This is a genomic window from Anaerotignum sp. (genome assembly GCF_051877975.1).
In the GTDB taxonomy this organism is placed as follows: domain Bacteria; phylum Bacillota; class Clostridia; order Lachnospirales; family Anaerotignaceae; genus Anaerotignum_A.
Genome location: NZ_JBJEJK010000057.1, coordinates 1 through 16,666, shown reverse-complemented (window position 1 = coordinate 16,666; position 16,666 = coordinate 1). Strand labels below are relative to the sequence as shown.

At 46.2% G+C, this 16,666-nt stretch carries 12 protein-coding genes, 1 tRNA gene and 1 other annotated feature; of the genes, 4 read left to right on the top strand and 9 right to left on the bottom strand.

Annotated features, from left to right (window positions below; all coding sequences use genetic code 11):
- Nucleotides 1-21: 21 nt before the first annotated feature.
- A complete protein-coding gene (locus tag ACI39P_RS08975) occupies nucleotides 22-1,425 on the bottom strand; it encodes a DHA2 family efflux MFS transporter permease subunit (RefSeq protein WP_439720326.1) in 1,404 nt (467 codons plus the stop codon).
- Complete coding sequence (locus ACI39P_RS08970) at nucleotides 1,418-1,864, bottom strand: MarR family transcriptional regulator (RefSeq protein WP_439720325.1); 447 nt, start codon at nucleotides 1,862-1,864, stop codon at nucleotides 1,418-1,420. The genes ACI39P_RS08975 and ACI39P_RS08970 overlap by 8 nt, the downstream gene beginning before the upstream one ends.
- A 147-nt stretch (nucleotides 1,865-2,011) precedes the next feature.
- Nucleotides 2,012-2,214, top strand: a binding site (T-box leader).
- A 63-nt stretch (nucleotides 2,215-2,277) separates the two neighbouring features.
- Here ACI39P_RS08970 and proS point away from each other — a divergent pair.
- On the top strand, nucleotides 2,278-3,714 hold the full coding sequence (proS, locus tag ACI39P_RS08965; RefSeq protein ID WP_439720324.1) for a proline--tRNA ligase: 1,437 nt from the start codon (nucleotides 2,278-2,280) through the stop codon (nucleotides 3,712-3,714).
- 42 nt (nucleotides 3,715-3,756) lie between these two features.
- Here proS and ACI39P_RS08960 read toward each other — a convergent pair whose 3' ends face one another.
- Together ACI39P_RS08960 and ACI39P_RS08955 are read right to left on the bottom strand one after the other, a co-directional pair.
- Nucleotides 3,757-4,638 (bottom strand): EamA family transporter, encoded by an 882-nt coding sequence (locus ACI39P_RS08960; protein WP_439720323.1) that lies wholly within the window; start codon nucleotides 4,636-4,638, stop codon nucleotides 3,757-3,759.
- A 95-nt stretch (nucleotides 4,639-4,733) separates the two neighbouring features.
- On the bottom strand, nucleotides 4,734-5,603 hold the full coding sequence (locus tag ACI39P_RS08955) for an EamA family transporter (protein WP_439720322.1): 870 nt from the start codon (nucleotides 5,601-5,603) through the stop codon (nucleotides 4,734-4,736).
- Between the two features lie 487 nt (nucleotides 5,604-6,090).
- Here ACI39P_RS08955 and ACI39P_RS08950 point away from each other — a divergent pair.
- Both ACI39P_RS08950 and ACI39P_RS08945 read left to right on the top strand, forming a co-directional pair.
- Nucleotides 6,091-6,163: transfer RNA gene (locus ACI39P_RS08950), tRNA-Thr, on the top strand.
- Between the two features lie 330 nt (nucleotides 6,164-6,493).
- Nucleotides 6,494-7,729 (top strand): DUF4317 domain-containing protein, encoded by a 1,236-nt coding sequence (locus ACI39P_RS08945; RefSeq protein ID WP_439720321.1) that lies wholly within the window; start codon nucleotides 6,494-6,496, stop codon nucleotides 7,727-7,729.
- Nucleotides 7,730-7,868: 139 nt separating this feature from the next.
- Here ACI39P_RS08945 and ACI39P_RS08940 read toward each other — a convergent pair whose 3' ends face one another.
- From ACI39P_RS08940 to ACI39P_RS08920, 5 genes are all read right to left on the bottom strand, one after another.
- The gene (locus tag ACI39P_RS08940) at nucleotides 7,869-8,840 is read right to left on the bottom strand and encodes a helix-turn-helix domain-containing protein (protein ID WP_439720320.1); all 972 of its coding nucleotides are present in this window, start codon (nucleotides 8,838-8,840) and stop codon (nucleotides 7,869-7,871) included.
- 264 nt (nucleotides 8,841-9,104) lie between these two features.
- Complete coding sequence (rbr, locus tag ACI39P_RS08935; RefSeq protein ID WP_439720319.1) at nucleotides 9,105-9,701, bottom strand: rubrerythrin; 597 nt, start codon at nucleotides 9,699-9,701, stop codon at nucleotides 9,105-9,107.
- An 18-nt stretch (nucleotides 9,702-9,719) separates the two neighbouring features.
- Nucleotides 9,720-11,933 carry a thiamine pyrophosphate-dependent enzyme gene (locus tag ACI39P_RS08930; protein WP_439720318.1) on the bottom strand — a complete coding sequence of 738 codons (2,214 nt, stop codon included), beginning with the start codon at nucleotides 11,931-11,933 and terminating at the stop codon, nucleotides 9,720-9,722.
- Nucleotides 11,933-13,015, bottom strand: a complete 1,083-nt coding sequence (locus ACI39P_RS08925) for a 2-oxoacid:acceptor oxidoreductase family protein (protein WP_439720317.1) — start codon at nucleotides 13,013-13,015, stop codon at nucleotides 11,933-11,935. Before ACI39P_RS08925 ends, ACI39P_RS08930 begins: the two co-directional genes overlap by 1 nt.
- Before the next feature lie 54 nt (nucleotides 13,016-13,069).
- Entirely contained in the window at nucleotides 13,070-15,085 is a 2,016-nt protein-coding gene (locus ACI39P_RS08920) for a thioredoxin domain-containing protein (RefSeq protein WP_439720316.1), read from the bottom strand.
- 119 nt (nucleotides 15,086-15,204) lie between these two features.
- On the opposite strand from ACI39P_RS08920, the gene ACI39P_RS08915 reads away from it, so the two are divergent.
- Nucleotides 15,205-16,650 (top strand): FAD-dependent oxidoreductase, encoded by a 1,446-nt coding sequence (locus ACI39P_RS08915; protein WP_439720315.1) that lies wholly within the window; start codon nucleotides 15,205-15,207, stop codon nucleotides 16,648-16,650.
- Nucleotides 16,651-16,666 lie beyond the last annotated feature (16 nt).

The window sequence follows — 16,666 nt, the reverse complement described above, 5'->3', positions numbered from 1 at the left end:
TTTTCTGCGGTGTGCTCCAGGTTACCGTTTCTTTGCAGGATTTTTAACCCCAAAAACCGCCACCAACAGCAAAACAACACTTCCCCCTGTCATCGCTAAAAAAGTCATATTCAACCCATGGATCGGGGCATTTTCTCCATATGTAACAACAGAATTTTGTGCTACCGTCGTCATAATACCTACAAAAATTGCAGAACCAATAGCCCCCGAAATCGTTCTCAAGGAAGTTAAAAGCGCTGTTGCGTGTGCCATTGATTCAAAATTCAGTTTGCTGGTTCCCCATGTAACCAAAGGCATCATCAAACAACCAATGGCTGTACAACGAATCACATTATAGAACGAAGCGATCCATACAGAAGTTTCCATATTGATCAAAAACATCCCAATATTGCTGATTACCATACAGAAAGCACCAGTCACAAACAGTATCTTCATGCCAACTTTATCATAAATTTTCCCGGCAAAGGGGCTGATAATCGCCATAACCAGAGAACCCGGCAATGTCACTAATCCGGAAACCGTTGCAGAATACCCTCTGATCGACTGCACATAAAGGGGCATAATGATAGAAGAGCCCATCATAACAAAATACAGCAACATACTGCCTATGACACTCAACAGTAATTCTTTATTCTTTAATATCCTTAACTCCAGGAAAGATTCTTCCAGATGCAGCTGTCTGTATACAAACAACACCGCCGCAACACAGCCGATTGCCAATATAAACAATACCTGCAGACTGACAAACGGATACGCCCCAATATTCCCAATCCCTAACGTAATGCCGCCAAAAGCAAATGCACTGATTACAAAAGATGCTATATCAAATTTTTTCCGAACAGTAGGCAATACATTCCCAAACACAAAATATGCCATAATAAGAGCAATCAGCATAATTGCGATAGAAATATAAAAAATCATTCTCCATCCTAATGCATCCACCAATATCCCGGCCAATGTAGGCGCGATAACCGGCGCCGCCCCTACAGAAAGGCCATACCAGCCCATAATGGACCCCCGCATTTCCGGCGGATAAATCGTCAAAAGAATGACTTGTGCCATTGCAGACAAAATGCCTCCTCCGGATGCTTGCAGCATCCGCCCCAACATCATGACAGGAAAATTAGGTGCAATCCCGCTGACCGTCAACCCTGCAATAAATAATAAAATCGAAATCAGATATAAATTTCTGGTAGGAAATCTGGTAATCAAAAAAGCAGTCAGAGGCATCATGATGCCCATGGCCAAAGAATAGGCACTCGTCATCCACTGCCCTGTGGTAACACTAACATGCAGATCCTCTATAATCGGAGGCAATGCAGTTGTCAAAGCCGTCGCAAGCATAGAAGAAGCGATACAGCTGATTAATATATTAAAAAATATAAGTAAACGTTTTTTATCCGTAATCATCTCGATTTCATTCATGGCCCTCTTCCTCCATTTCCATATAATGATTCTTAATTTTACTTAGAATACTATAAAATTGCCTTTTTTCTTCTTCAGATAAAGGAGACACCATATCACAATAGGCATTTACCCGCAATTTTTGATATTTAAGAGCTTCTTCATGCCCTTCCTGTGTCAAGGAAACCAGCAGCTTTCGTTTATCCTGCGCCGATGGCATACGCTCTACAAGGCCTTTTTTCTCCAGCTTCAACAGTAATTCGCTCAATGATGTAGAACGAATCTGGAGGATCTCAGCTAATTCTTTTTGGGAGATCCTTCCTGTCTCATTTAATGTATAAATGCAGCGGTATTGTCCCAAAAAGGGGCTGGAACTGCCATTATGTATTTTGGCAAAATATCTGCTCATTTTCATCACATCAAAGAACAATCCTACAATTTCTTCATCTCTAAAACTCATGTACAATACTCTTCCTTTCATCACTCAAAATTCAAGAGGTACCTCTCAATATTTTAAAGAGGTACCTCTTCATTATCAAGGAAAATCTTTCGTTTTCTCCTCTTTCTCCTTGACATAGACCACTTTTTCGGTTTATCATAGAAGCTGTAAAAAACGATGACAGGGAATAGTAAAAAAGCCCCTTGCCCCCAGAAAATAGGCGGTGGATGCGAGCCTTGGCAAGCCTTTTTGAACCTGCCCCTCGAGTTCCGCAGGGAAAATGCGGCGTAGTTCGGCGTTAACGATTCCGAGAGGATGATAGCTTCTATCATCAATAAGGGTGGCACCGCCGAATGACCTTGGTCCCTTTTCCGTTTTACGGAGGGAGCAGGGGTTTTTTGTTTTTAGAAGAAATTTTTTAGGAGGAATACAAAATGGCAAAAGAAAAGAAATTTGTAGAATCCATCACCGATATGGAAGTGGATTTTCCCCAGTGGTATACGGACGTTGTCAAAAAAGCTGACCTGACAGAATATTCCAGCCTGAAGGGCTGCATGATCATCCGCCCCTATGGCTATGCCATCTGGGAATTGATCCAAAGACAACTGGATGACCGCTTCAAAGAAACCGGCGTAGAAAATGTTTATATGCCCATGTTCATCCCTGAAAGCCTGCTGCAGAAGGAAAAAGACCATGTAGAAGGCTTTGCTCCCGAAGTAGCTTGGGTTACCCACGGCGGCGAAAAGAAATTGGAAGAACGGATCTGCGTTCGCCCTACTTCCGAAACATTATTCTGCGAACATTACGCAAACATCATCCAGTCCTACAGAGACCTGCCGAAGCTGTATAATCAGTGGTGCTCCGTTGTTCGCTGGGAAAAAACAACCCGTCCTTTCCTGAGAACCATGGAATTCCTGTGGCAGGAAGGCCACACAGCCCATGCAACAGCAGAAGAAGCCCAGGAAAGAACTATCCAGATGCTGAATGTATATGCAGACTTCTGCCGTGATGTATTGGCAATTCCCGTAGTAAAAGGTGAAAAAACAGAAAAGGAACGTTTCGCCGGTGCAGCCCATACCTTCACTATCGAATCCCTGATGCACGATGGCAAAGCCCTTCAGTCCGGTACCAGCCACAACTTCGGCGATGGCTTTGCAAAGGCTTTTGAAATTCAGTATACAGATAAAGAAAATAAACTGCAGTATGTTCACCAGACAAGCTGGGGCATGACAACCCGCCTGATCGGTGCTATCATTATGGTTCATGGCGATAACAGCGGCCTGGTGCTGCCTCCCAGAATTGCCCCCACCCAGGTCATCATCGTTCCCATCGCCCAGAAAAAAGAAGGCGTACTGGAAAAGGCTGCGGAACTGAAAAACAGACTGAACAAGGTTTGTCGTGTAAAACTGGATGATTCCGATAAATCCGCCGGCTGGAAATTCTCTGAATATGAAATGAAGGGCGTTCCCATCCGTCTGGAAATCGGGCCCAAAGATATTGAACAGAACCAGTGCGTACTGGCAAGAAGAGACACAGGTGAAAAAATCTTCGTTTCTCTGGATGAACTGGAAACAAAGATTCCCGAACTGCTGGATGAAATTCAGGCAAACCTGCTGAAAAAAGCAACAGAACACCGTGACTCCAGAACATACACAGCAACAAACATGGAAGAATTCGAAAAGACCATCAACGAAACCCCCGGCTTCATCAAAGCTATGTGGTGCGGTGATCAGGCCTGCGAAGATGCCATCAAAGAAAAAACAGCCGCAACCAGCAGATGTATCCCCTTTGAACAAGAAGAGATTTCCGATGTCTGCGTTTGCTGCGGCAAAAAAGCAAAACACATGGTATATTGGGGCAGAGCATACTAATATCCTGACACACAAAAGAGGCGTGGAATTCCACGCCTCCTTTTATTTTTTCTGTCCTTTTAAATTAAATAACAGCAGCCCTGAGATGATAACCGCACCGCCGATAAAGGTTCCCATTCCCGGCACCTCCCGCAGCAACAAAAAACTCATCAGTGCAGACAACAGCGGAGAGAGGAACATAAAATTCGCCACCTCGCTGGTCTTTTCCGCATAGGCCATGGCTTTCCCCCAAAGGATACAGCCAACCGCATTAGAAATGATTGCCAGATACAACAGAGACAGGATATGTTTCCCTTCCCCCGTTGCCAGTTCCTGAAACCCCTTCGCAGACCAGAAGCACAGCCAAACTGCCGCTCCCAACATACTGAAACAGGTGATCTGCATAGAAGTATAGCCCATCGCTACCAGCTTTCTCGTCATAATATTATACCCTGCCCAGGATGCCGCCGAAAGCAGCATCCACAGCATTGCCGCATCAATGGAAAATGCTCCGCCGCTATTCCACAGCAGAAGGATCACTACCCCTGCGAAAGCAATAAAAATGGCACACCAACTGATGAAATTGATTTTTTCTGCATAAACCTTTGCCGCAATGATGGCCGTCATAATCGGCGATGTTGCCACCAAAAGGCTGCAGGTCGCCGAAGGCAAGGTCTGCAAACCAATATTCATTGCCACTGTATAGATTACATACCCCAACGCTCCTGACAGGAAAAACAAAGGAATATCTTTTTTTCTGGGCATCTGCATCCTCTGCAGCTTTCCTACCGCCAGCATAAAAAAGCCTGCAAGAAAACTGCGGATAAATGCCAGAGGAACTACCGTAAAATGTTCTTGAGCAATTTTCGTCAATGGATATGCCGATGCCCAAAGAAATATGGTAAGCAGGCTGTATCCAATCACTTTTTTCTTTTGTGTTGTCATTTTTTCTCTCTTCTTCCCTTTTATATTCATCTTTAGACAAGGTACACCTTTTTTCCAAAAAATGCAACAAAAAAGGAGCTGTAAAGCTCCCATTTTTATTTTCCCTTCAGATTGAATACCACAATACTGATAATGATAATAGCACCGCCGATAAAGGTACCTGCATTGGGAATCTCGCTCAGAATGATAAAGCCCATGATCGTAGACAACAGCGGTGTTACAAACATAAAGTTCGTTACTTCGCTGGTTCGCTCTGCATAGCTCATGGCCTTCCCCCACAGAAAATATGCCGTGGCACTAGGGAATGCCCCCAAATACAGCAAGGCGACAATATGACTGGTGCTTGCTCCGGCCAGCTGCCGGAAGCCTTCCCCCGCCCAAAAGCCTAATAGGATGGCGCCGCAGATCATGCTGTATGTTACGATTTCCAGAGCATTATAGCCCATAGAAGAGAGCTTTCTGTTCATAATGTTGTAGCCGCAGAATACGATAGATGCGCCCAATGTCCAAATCAGCCCAACGTTGATGGAAAAAACACCTTCCCACAGCAACAGAATCAGCACGCCAATAAAGGCCGACAGAATCGCCGCCCAACCAATGGGTTTGATCTTTTCACCGTAAAGCCTGGATGCCACTACCGCCGTCAAGATGGGCGTAACCGCAATGATAATACTGGATGTGGCAGAGGTCAGCGTCAGGATTCCGGTGTTAAAAGTAATCATATATCCTGCAAAGCCCAAGCCGCCGGATACAAAAAACAAAGGGATATGCTTTTTCTGAGGCAATCGGATATGGCACAATTTCCCGATGATAATCAGGAAAATTGCCGCTGCAGAACAGCGCAAAAAACCCAGAGGAATTGATGTAAATTGTTCCTGCGCCACCTTTGTCAAAGGGAATGCCGATGCCCAAAGAAAAACTGTCAAAAAGCTCAGACCAAATACTTTTTTCTTATTCGTTGTCATTTGTATTTCCTCCTAAAAATAAGAACCTGATTGTGATATAGAAAAAGTAGAGGAAGGAATATAAAAATTGCAGGGATTGAGCCGAAATGCCTGCAGAAATCTGCTCCGCTTTTCCTTAATTATAGCAAACAATTGTAAATAATACAATATATTTGTTCGTTATTTTTAACAATTCTTTTGTTTTGTTCGTGATTCTTCACACTTAAGATAGCCGCCGGATACTATCCAGCGGCTATCTTAGTATAAATGCCTTTTTCCCGTAACAGTGTCAAAATCACATTTTTGATAATCATATTTTCCAGCCAACAAATTCTTTTCTCTTACTCTGAAAGGTTTATCCATATCTTTCGTTCGTCTGGATGGATTAATTTTATTAATATCATAATGGTCAATTGCATTTTTTTCGATAATCCATATATATGATATACACTATAAAGAAAATAACTTGCATTTTTTTGCAGGGTGTATTATAATATTTCTCAGTTACGCTGATATGGCTCAGTTGGTAGAGCAATTGATTCGTAATCAATAGGTCGCGGGTTCGAGTCCCGCTATCAGCTTACGGAAACCCTTGAGAAATCAAGGGTTTTTATTTTGGAAAGAAACAGCAAATCAAGATGTCATTTTATGATTATAAAAAACAGTTTAGAAGAAAAGGAGTACTTGAATCTGTTGTATTTTCCGCTCCTATAAAATCCCTTTGAAATAGTCTCTTTCTAAAAAACTATGTTTTCAAAATTCATTACTTTCTTCAAAGGATATACCGTACAGCATTCTCCTTTTTATAAAGAAAAAACGGCGCAGAACAACGCTTTCCCAGACTTGCAGAAGAAGAAAATTTTTCTTATAATGTTCAAGTAAACGATTTTTGCAGAAGAAAGGAGAGCATCATGCAAAAAAAAGACATCCTTGAACTGAAGCGTCGTTTCAAAAAAGACGCATGCACTTTTACAAAACTCCGGGGCTGTTATGTGGACAGCCAGAAAAATATCATTTTACATATCAACGAGACCTTCCTCAATCTGGAAGAAGAGGAATTTTATAAATATCTGGAAATTGCCAAAAAAGCACTTTCCGGCACCATCGGCAACAATCTGCTGGAACTTTCTTTCCTGAGAGACGAAGCAGGCACAGAAGCCCAGAAATTCTTTCTCGCTTTGAGAGATAGCGGCCTGAAGGGGGATGGCCTGCTGGATGTACTCTATGAACGCATCATCCGGGAATATGAATATGCGGGAAACTACCTGATTCTGCTGTTCCATGATGCCTATGATGTGATGACAAAAACAACGGATAACAACAAGCTGGACGAATCCGAAGAAGTCTATGAATATATCCTCTGTGCCATCTGCCCTGTGGAGCTGACAAAGGCCGGCCTTGGCTATCATAAGGAGAAAAATATTATTGCGCCCCGTATCCGCGACTGGGTGGTTTCCGCGCCGGAAACAGGCTTCCTTTTTCCTGCCTTTTCCGATCGCAGCAGCGATGTAAACGCCATCGGATATTTTGTGAAGGATGCCAAAAAAGCCCAGCCAGATTTTATGCGGGAGGCCCTTGGCTGCGAACCCAAACGTACCGCCGCAGAGGAAAAGAAAACCTTCCATTCTATCCTGAAAGAAGTCATTTCTGTTGAAGTGGAAGACCCTGCCAACCTGATTTTGGATATCCAGCAGGATCTGAGCGATATGGTGGATGAACATAAGAATGTATTTGAAAACGAGCCTGTCCTTCTGACGGCTCCCGCCATCCGGGAAGCCATGACAGATAAAGGCCTTTCCGAGGATGTGATCGCCAAGGTAGAAGATATCTGTCAGGAAGAATTCGGCGATGCCCCTCCTCTGGCAGAAAATCTCATTGATAATAAAGCCCTGCATGCCCGTGCCGCTGCAAAAAAAGCGGAGGTTTTGGCACAGGAGGTAGAAACCCTGCGGCAAAAGCTGGAAGAAAAGGAGGAAACTACCCCCGCTGCAGCCCCTGAGAAGGAGATCATCCTACAGGTTTCTCCGGAAAAACTGCCTGTCATCAAAACGGAGATCATCCACGGCAAAAAATGCATCGTCATTCCCCTGGAAGAGGATGAACACGCCACTATCAACGGCAGTGAACTGGATGAAGCACCCTTCTAAGGGAAATGCCCCAAAAATATTAGATAACCGTATACAAAAATGCAGGATATGTGCAAACATACCCTGCATTTTCTATTCTGTATCATATTCCTATGAGGTTGCAGATCAATGGCAGAAGGATTTCCCTTCTTTGGTGCATTTATTTTCTTTTCCGCACCGGTCTGACATATTTCCAGAACCTTGTGGGGTCAAAATAAAAATAAAACACTCTGCCGGGGGAAAGATCGAAACAATACTCCGATTCCGAAAAATCAAAGGCTTTCATTGCCGCTTCCATCTTTTCCTCCACACTGCCGCATTCCTGCTCAAAATCAAAGGGGCCATGCTCAAAAACGATATATTCCCCTTCCGGCACATGGATCATCTGCATTTGGGTAGGAATCTCCCAATCATATTCCATGGGCAGGCGCACACCATAGCACTCTGCCAAAGGAATGCCCCAGCTGCAAATCCTGCCGGCAGGCTCATTGATATATGCTATGATCTGGCCGTTGCCGCTGTCCGCTTCGCTTCCCCCCGCATCATCCAGTTTTCCTTTGATGCTGTCCAGCAAACCGCAGATCGTTTCACAGTCCTGCCCCGGAATCAGGCTTTGTTTTTGCCAGAAATCATAATACCCAATGCTTTCATAATTTTTGATATGTAAAAATTTATGGGCGGGAATCGTCACAAAATAAATCTTTACATCTTCTGAAGACTGCATCATACCAGTTCCTCCGATTCCTAATAAGTAGCAGTCAAAGGGCTTCAGGATCGTCCGCAGCATTACGGGTACAGGCTTTCGCCGATATTCCCGCGGCGTGATTCCATAGGCTTCTTTAAAGGCACGGGTAAAGGCTTCATGGGAAGAAAATCCATATTTCAAAGCAATCTCCAAAATGCCCGTTTCCGTATCCCGCACCTCTTTTAACGCAAAGGCCAGTTTTCTGTACCGCAAATAGTCTCGAAACTGCATTCCAGAAATTTCTTTAAACTTTCTGGAAAGATAAAATTCCGAATACCCCAGCCTATGGGAAAGCCCGCGCAAAGTCAATGCCGCATCCTCCTGCTTTTTGATGCACGCATCAATTTCTTCTATCATGACCTGAATCTGCTTCTGCCATTGATACATATATCCTTTCACCTCGTTTCAGCTGCTCTGCTGTTACTATACTGCATAGGAACGAAAATTACTTGATTTTATTTGCTCTGTTTCTTTTAGGCTCAATTGTTCTGTGTAGCATCCACAAAAAGTATATCTCACATTTTGGGGTGAAGCAAGCAAAGACAGTCTTGCTCATGGTTTGCTCAGCAAATCTTTTCTGCCCTATATACAAAAGGGCTGCCGCAGATGCGCAGACATCCACAGCAGCTTGTTGGTTTTCTCTGTTTTCTTTTATACCTCAGCCGTATAAGGTGCTAATTCCAGCCGAATGAAAAATCCTCTGTCATGGTCGCAGACAGGGCATTTCTGGGGCGCTTCCTTCCCCTCATAAACAAAACCGCAGTTTAAACACATCCATTTACATTCCACATCGCTGATAAACAGCTTATTCTGCTCCAGCAGGTCTGCCAGCTGTCCGAAACGGTCGCCGTGAATTTTTTCGATGCCTGCGATATGGTGGAAGGATGCCGCCACCTTGGGGAAGCCTTCTTCCATAGCTTTATCGCCGAAGGCTTTGTATACAGGGTCGAATTCTTCATATTCATTATGCTGTGCCGCCCGTAAAACTTGCAATACCGATTCATAAATATCCACAGGATAGCCGCCGTCGATGTGAATCGTTTCCCCTGCCAGCTCCTTCAAATGGTTATAAAAAATTTCCGCATGTTCCTTTTCCTGATTTGCGGTGAAGGTAAATACTGCCTCCACCACATGCATGTTCTGCTGCTTCGCCTGGGCTGCCGCAAAGGTATAACGGTTTCTGGCCTGGCTTTCCCCTGCAAATGCCCGCATCAGGTTTTCCTTTGTTTCACTGTTTTTAAAATCCATTTGATCTCCTCCTTGTGATTAAAGCAAATCGTGTGCTGCTTTCGCCTGCAAAATTTTCCATCTTCGGTCAATTTCCTTTTGTATCTCATCGGTGATATCCCGATATTTTTCATGGCTCAGGTGCTTTGTCCGCCCCATCATTTTCAGCCAATCCGTTACAGGGATCTTTCTCTGCCCCGGGTCATAGCTGATGGTGGTGATGCCCTGCTCCACTTCATACAAAGGGAAATAACAGCTATCTACTGCCGCCCCGATGACCTTCCGTTCCAAGTTTGGCTTATCGCCCCAATTCAGGGGGCAGGCGGAAATGGCTTTGATATAGGCCATGCCGTGATACCGGGCGTAATGCTGGGCTTTTGCCGCCTTTTTGATAAAATCCACAGGATTGGATTCCGCCGCTGTGGCAACGTAGGGGATACCCGTAGCCGCCATGATCTGAGGCATATCCTTATTGAAAAAGGTCTTGCCATATTGGCTCTGTCCCACATGGGAGGTGCTGCTTTTCGCTCCCATAGGTGTGGAATAGGAAAGCTGATAGCCCGTGTTCATATAACCGCCGTTATCATATTCAAAGAGAATCAAACGATTGTTGCGGATAGCTGTCCCCAAAGCAGAGCCCATGCCGATATCCATACCGCCGTCCCCGCTGACCATGATAAAAGTAATCTCACCTTCGGGATATTCTCCCCTTCTCTGCCGTTCCCGGAACATCTCTGCCAAACCTGTCAGGGTCGCCGCACCATTCTGAAACAGGTTATGCACATAAGGTACTTTAAAGGCCGTTTTGGGATACCCCGTCGTCACCACCATGCCGCAGCCCGTCTGAAACAACAGCACCACATTTCCCTCAATGCCCCGCAGCAGCAGATTCAGATTGACGGGGATACCGCATCCGGGGCAGGCTCCATGGCCGGGGGCAATGCGCTTCGGCACTTCCGTTGTCTCATTCAGCCTACCGCCCTCTACCTGCAGTTTTCCATCCCGCTCGATACATTTCGTCAAGCCTAGCTTCGTTTCTTTTTCTGTCAGAGGTGCAAAGTATTGCTCCCCATCCACCGGTTCCCCGGGATATTTTCCCAGATAATCGAACCGTTCCGCATCCGAGTCATAACAGGACAGCAGCATTTCTTCTGCATCCTTTTCATAAAAATCCTTACCGCCCAAGCCATAGATACGGATCAGCACCTTAGCTGTGGAGTTTTTTTCCTGGAGCATGGCTTTCAATTCCATGGAAAGATTGCCTCCCTGTGCGCCATAGCTGTCCTGCCTGTCGCCAACCAAAATCGTTTTGGCATTTTTGCAGAATTCGAATAATTCCTCTGCTGGATAGGGCCGCAGAAGGTTCGTTGTAAAAACCCCCACTTTTTTCCCCTGTTCCCGCAGCTTATCCACGGCCACCTTCGCCGTGTGGTATGCAGAGCCCAACAGATGCAGCACCACCTCCGCATCCTCCGTGCGATACCCTTCCGCCGAGGTATACTGCCGCCCAGAAAGCTGAAAATACGCATCAAAAACAGAAGGGATTACTTCCTTTGCCCCTTCCATGGCTTCATGGAGCTGGAATTTATTGTTCAGCACATCTGGCTCATTCATATAAGAACCGATGGAAACAGGATGAGCCAAATCCAAGGCAGAATATTCTGCCTCATATTTTCCGATGAAACCCTGTACTGTTTCATCTTTTTCAAACACCATACACCGCCGCTTCTGGTGGCTGGTGAAAAAGCCATCAAAGGCCACAATAACAGGCAGCTTCACCTGCTCCGCAATCTTCAAAGCACAGATATTCATGTCATAAACCGCCTGGGGGGTATTGGCGAATAAAATAATCCACCCCGTATTCAGGCAGTACATGATATCACTGTGGTCACCTTTGATGCACAAAGGCCCGGAAACCGTACGGCAGGCCACATTCATTACCATAGGGAACCGCGTCCCCGACTGGACAGGCAGCTGTTCCAGGGCATACAGCAGCCCATTGGCACTGGTGGCATTGAACACCCGCCCGCCGCCGGTGGATGCGCCATAGCAGATGCCCGCCGCACTATGCTCCCCTTCCGCCGGAATCATACAGATCTCATGTTCCCCATCGGCCTTCATCTGGTCCAGAAATTCGGCGATTTGTGTGGAAGGCGTGATGGGATAATAGCCCATGACATGATAGTTGATCTGTTTTGCCGCATAGGCTGCCACTTCATTGCCGCTTTCAAATAAAATCCTCTGCTGTTCCATCAAACCACACCTCCATCCACACGTTTTTCTGTCAGGAAAGATTCGCTTGTGATCCAGGAATTGGGGCCTGCATCCTCGAATTCCATCTTGTCCACGATCAAATCTTTATTTCGTACGAACCATTTTGGCTGTGGATGCTCCCGTTCCACACCCATGACAAGAGCATTGGTGGGGCAAACATCCACACAGCGCAGGCAGCCCTTACAATGGTGATAATCTAACCCACGATTCACCATGGCAGGCCTTCCTTTGTATTCCCCTTTTTCAAATTGGAATACCATATCGGGGCAAGTGCTGTCGCAAAGCCCGCAGTTGATACAATTTTCCTGTATAAACAGAGGAATATACCCTTCCCTGGAGGCAGAAAGATCATTGGAGACAGTACTGCCGAAGCGGGGATTTGTGCCGCCGATGGGGGCATTTTCATAGCCCCATTTATTTTTTGCTTCCTGATAGGGCACGCTTTCATAAGTCCCATCCTCTTTGAAAAAAGCGGATTTCGTTTCCTGATATCCCCGCCGCAGTCCTTTCAGATTTGCTTCCAGTAAAGCGGGATATTTCTTCCCAATGGTTTCCTTGGCGATCTTCTCCGCCGCTTCCAAAGGGACAAAGCCGCTGGCCTTGGCAATCGCCCCCAGCATGACCATATTCACCCTTGTCTTTTCTTCCATGGCAATATGCAGAGCATCGATGCAGAAAATTTCTCCGCCGCAAAGCTTCAGCCGCTTTCGCATTTCCTCCGGGGAAGCATCTGTATTGATAACGATCTTCGTTTCCTCCGTCACCCCTGCTGTCACAGGCAGTTTTCCTGCCAGCGCTTCATGGAACAACCCTAAAATATGGGGCGTTTCCACGGGGCTGTTGATGCCGATTTCCCGGTTTTCCTCCGCCCAGCGGATATAAGCCTTCACCGGGGAGCCTCTCTTTTCCGAACCATAGCTGGAAAAGCTTGCCGCATTCAGCCCCAAGGTCACAGCTCCCAATTCCCCCAGCATTTTCCCGCAAAGGTTGGCTCCCAAGCCGCCAATGCTTTCCAGACGAATCTCAAAATATCCATTTTCATTGGTTACAGGCAATTTCATCCCATTCCCTCCTTTTCTTCTTTAGTATGGGCGAAATTGGAAAGCCTATTCGCTTTATACGTTCTCTTCCATCAGCCGGTGCAATTCTTTCAAATTCTTCTGGGGGGCGAAGCAATGCTGCCCCCGGCAGAGGTAATAGCTTTCTCCTTTCTCAGGAATAGGATATTCCTTGATAAAGGGAGCAATTTTTGCCAGCCGCTCCTGGTTTTCTTTTGTTTTGCATAAGGCAGAAAGCCCCATCTCCCGATTTTCTCCCAGAAAAGCCAGAAATGCCGTCGATGGTTTTTCCTCCGCAGAAACACAGATCAGTTCCGTGGAAGGATACAGCACCTCCCCCATGGCAAAAAGCCCGAAGCAATGCCCCGAAGGCATCCCTTCCATGGCCCCTGCCAGAAAAGAAAGCTGTTTGTCTCTTTCCTCCCTCCATTTGGGTTCTCCTGTCAAGGCTGCAAGCTTGGCAAATACATACCCGGCTGCGGAATTGCCCGAAGGCAATGCCCCATCATAAGTTTCCTTGGGCCGCTGGATGAGCTGCTCCCCATCCTTGGCATAGAGATACAGGCCCCCCTGTTCCCCGCCGAACCATTCCAGCATCATTTCTGCTAATTGCACTGCCCGTTCCAGATAATGCAGGTCGAAGGTGGCTGCATATAATTCCAACAGCCCAAAGGCATAAAAGGCATAGTCGTCCAGCTGCCCCTTATGGGCTGCATCTCCATCCCGATACCGCAAATACAGCCGCCCTTTCTCATCGGTCAGCTTTCCATCGATAAAATCTGCTGCTTTTTGGGCCGCAGCCAGATACGCCGCATTTTCCAAAAGAAAACCAGCTTTTGCGAAAGCTCCTATCATCAACCCATTCCATGCGGTTAAAATCTTATCATCCAGATGCAGGAATGTGCGTTGTTTTCGGTATTCGTATACCTTCCTGCAAAGGCCATCTATTTTTTCGTTTCTTTCCGCCGGAAGTTCTTCCCTCAAACGGTTGGGAATGGATTTCCCATGGAAGTTGCCCTCCTCTATGATGTGGAAATAACTGCAAAATACCTCTGTATCCCCTTCCAATATGGGGCGCAGCTCTGTCGGTGTAAAAACATAGTATTTCCCCTCGATCCCTTCGCTGTCCGCATCCTGTCCGCAAAAAAAGCCGCCTTCTTCATGGGTCAATTCCCGCAAAACATAATCCAGCGTTTTCTCTGCCACAATCCGATAAAAGCTCCGCCCTGTCTGCCGATATCCTTCCAAATAGGTATAAGCCAGCAAGGCATTATCATAGAGCATTTTCTCAAAATGGGGCACCAGCCATTTTTCATCTGTGGAATAACGGGAAAAGCCGCCGCCGATATGGTCAAACATCCCGCCCATAGCCATGGCATCCAGTGTTTTCTCCACCGCTGAGAGGGCAATTTCGTTTCTCTCTGCCCTGCCGTAGCGCAGCAAAAACAGTAAATTGTGGGGGGTGGGGAATTTCGGTGCCACCCCAAAGCCGCCCCATTCCCGGTCGAACCGCTGCATCAATTCTGCCGTCCCCTGCTTCAGCAATTCCGGTGTTGGCATAGCCTGCAGAACCATCGGTTCCTTTTGCAGGAAATCTGTAATCTTCTCGCCAGTTTCCAGGAGCTTTTCTCTGTCCGTTTTCCATAGCTTTTCCACCTGTGCCAGCAGTTCCATCAGCCCCGGCATACCATATTTGCTCCATTTTGGAAAATACGTTCCCGCAAAAAAAGGCTTTTGTTCCGGTGTCATCAAAATTGTCAAAGGCCAGCCGCCGGAGCCTGTCATCATCTGGCAAACGCCCATGTAAACAGAGTCGATATCCGGTCTCTCCTCCCGGTCTACCTTGATGGCAATGAATCCTCTGTTCAAAATTTCCGCCACTTCTTCATCTTCAAAGGATTCCCCCTCCATTACATGGCACCAATGGCAGGTGGAATAGCCAATACTCAGAAATATAGGCTTATCCTCCCGTTTTGCTTTCTCAAAAGCCTCTTCCTTCCATGCAAACCAATCCACAGGGTTATTTTTATGCTGCAGCAGATAAGGTGATTTTTCATATTGCAAATGATTCATATTTTTCCTCCTCTCATTTTTCCTAGTTTCCTGCAAAATTGTTTTTTCATTCCTGCATTTTCCACACAAAAAACAAAAAAATCCTGATATGTTAAGAAAAAACACATCAGGAGGCATCTATGGAATCAATTTGGACAAAAACCTGCAGCATCCCCAAAAGGGAACCTCTGCGGAAAGATATCAAAACAGAAGTCGCCGTCATCGGCGCAGGCATGGCAGGCATTCTCATTGCTTATCAGCTGCAAAAAGTAGGAAAGCAAGTTGTTCTATTAGAAGCAGACCGCATTGCCAGCGGGCAGACCAAAAATACTACAGCAAAAATCACATCCCAGCATGATTTGATCTATACCAATTTGATACAAACCCAAGGAGAAGAAAAAGCCCGTCAATATGCCATGGCAAATGAAGCGGCAATTGCAGAATATCGCCGTATGATCAAGGAAGAAAACATCCACTGCGATTTTCAGGAAACTTCTGCCTATGTCTATTCTCAGGATATAGAAAAACTGATGCAGGAGACAAATACTGCTGCATCCCTCGGAATACAGGCATCCTTTCTGAGCCATATGGCCTTTCCCGGCGGTGTTTCTCCCGCCCTGCGTTTCGATGGGCAGGCCCAATTCCATCCCCTGAAATTTATCAAGACTTTGGCAGAAAAATTGGAAATCTACGAAAAAACCCCTGTCCGCACAGTAGACGAGCATGTACTGCACACGCCAAAAGCAACGGTTACAGCGGAGCATATTGTTTTTGCCACCCATTACCCTTTTATAAATTTTCCCGGCCTTTATTTCGCCCGCATGCACCAGGAACGCTCCTATGTGCTGGCATTAGAAAACGCCTCTTTGGCAGAGGGTATGTTCATTGGTGATGGCGAAAATGCCTATTCCTTCCGCATTTACGACAAATATCTTCTGTTTGGCGGCGAAGGCCACCGTACCGGGGAAAATCGCCAAGGAGGGAAATATGATGCTCTGCGGAAAAAAGCAAAAGAGCTGTTTCCCCAATCCCTCGAGGCTGCCCATTGGTCTGCCCAGGACTGTATCCCTGCCGATGGTATTCCCTATATCGGACAATACGCCAGCGGAAAGCCCTATTGGTATGTGGCGACCGGCTTCCAAAAATGGGGCATGACCACCTCTATGGTTTCTGCCATGATTATCAGAGACATTGTCTGTGGCAAAGAAAATCCCTATGCCGCTGTATTCGCTCCTCAACGTTTTTCCGCCGAAGCCGCCGGCGGAATTGCCTGTGAAAGCAGGCAGGCTGTGAAAACCTTTGCGAAACGCCTATTCAAGCTGCCCGAAGCCACAGCGAAAGAACTGCCCGTGGGGCATGGAGGAATCGTTGAACTGGACGGTGATAAAATCGGTGTATACAAAGAAGAAAATGGCACACTGCATTTGGTTGATATCCGCTGTCCTCACCTGGGCTGTCAGCTAGAATGGAATCCCGATGAAAAAAGCTGGGATTGTCCTTGCCATGGCTCTCGTTTCGATTTTCATGGAAGATGCATCACCAATCCTGCTCAAGAAGATATCACCTTGGGTGAAAAGGATTCGTAAGGCTTTGCCTTATTCA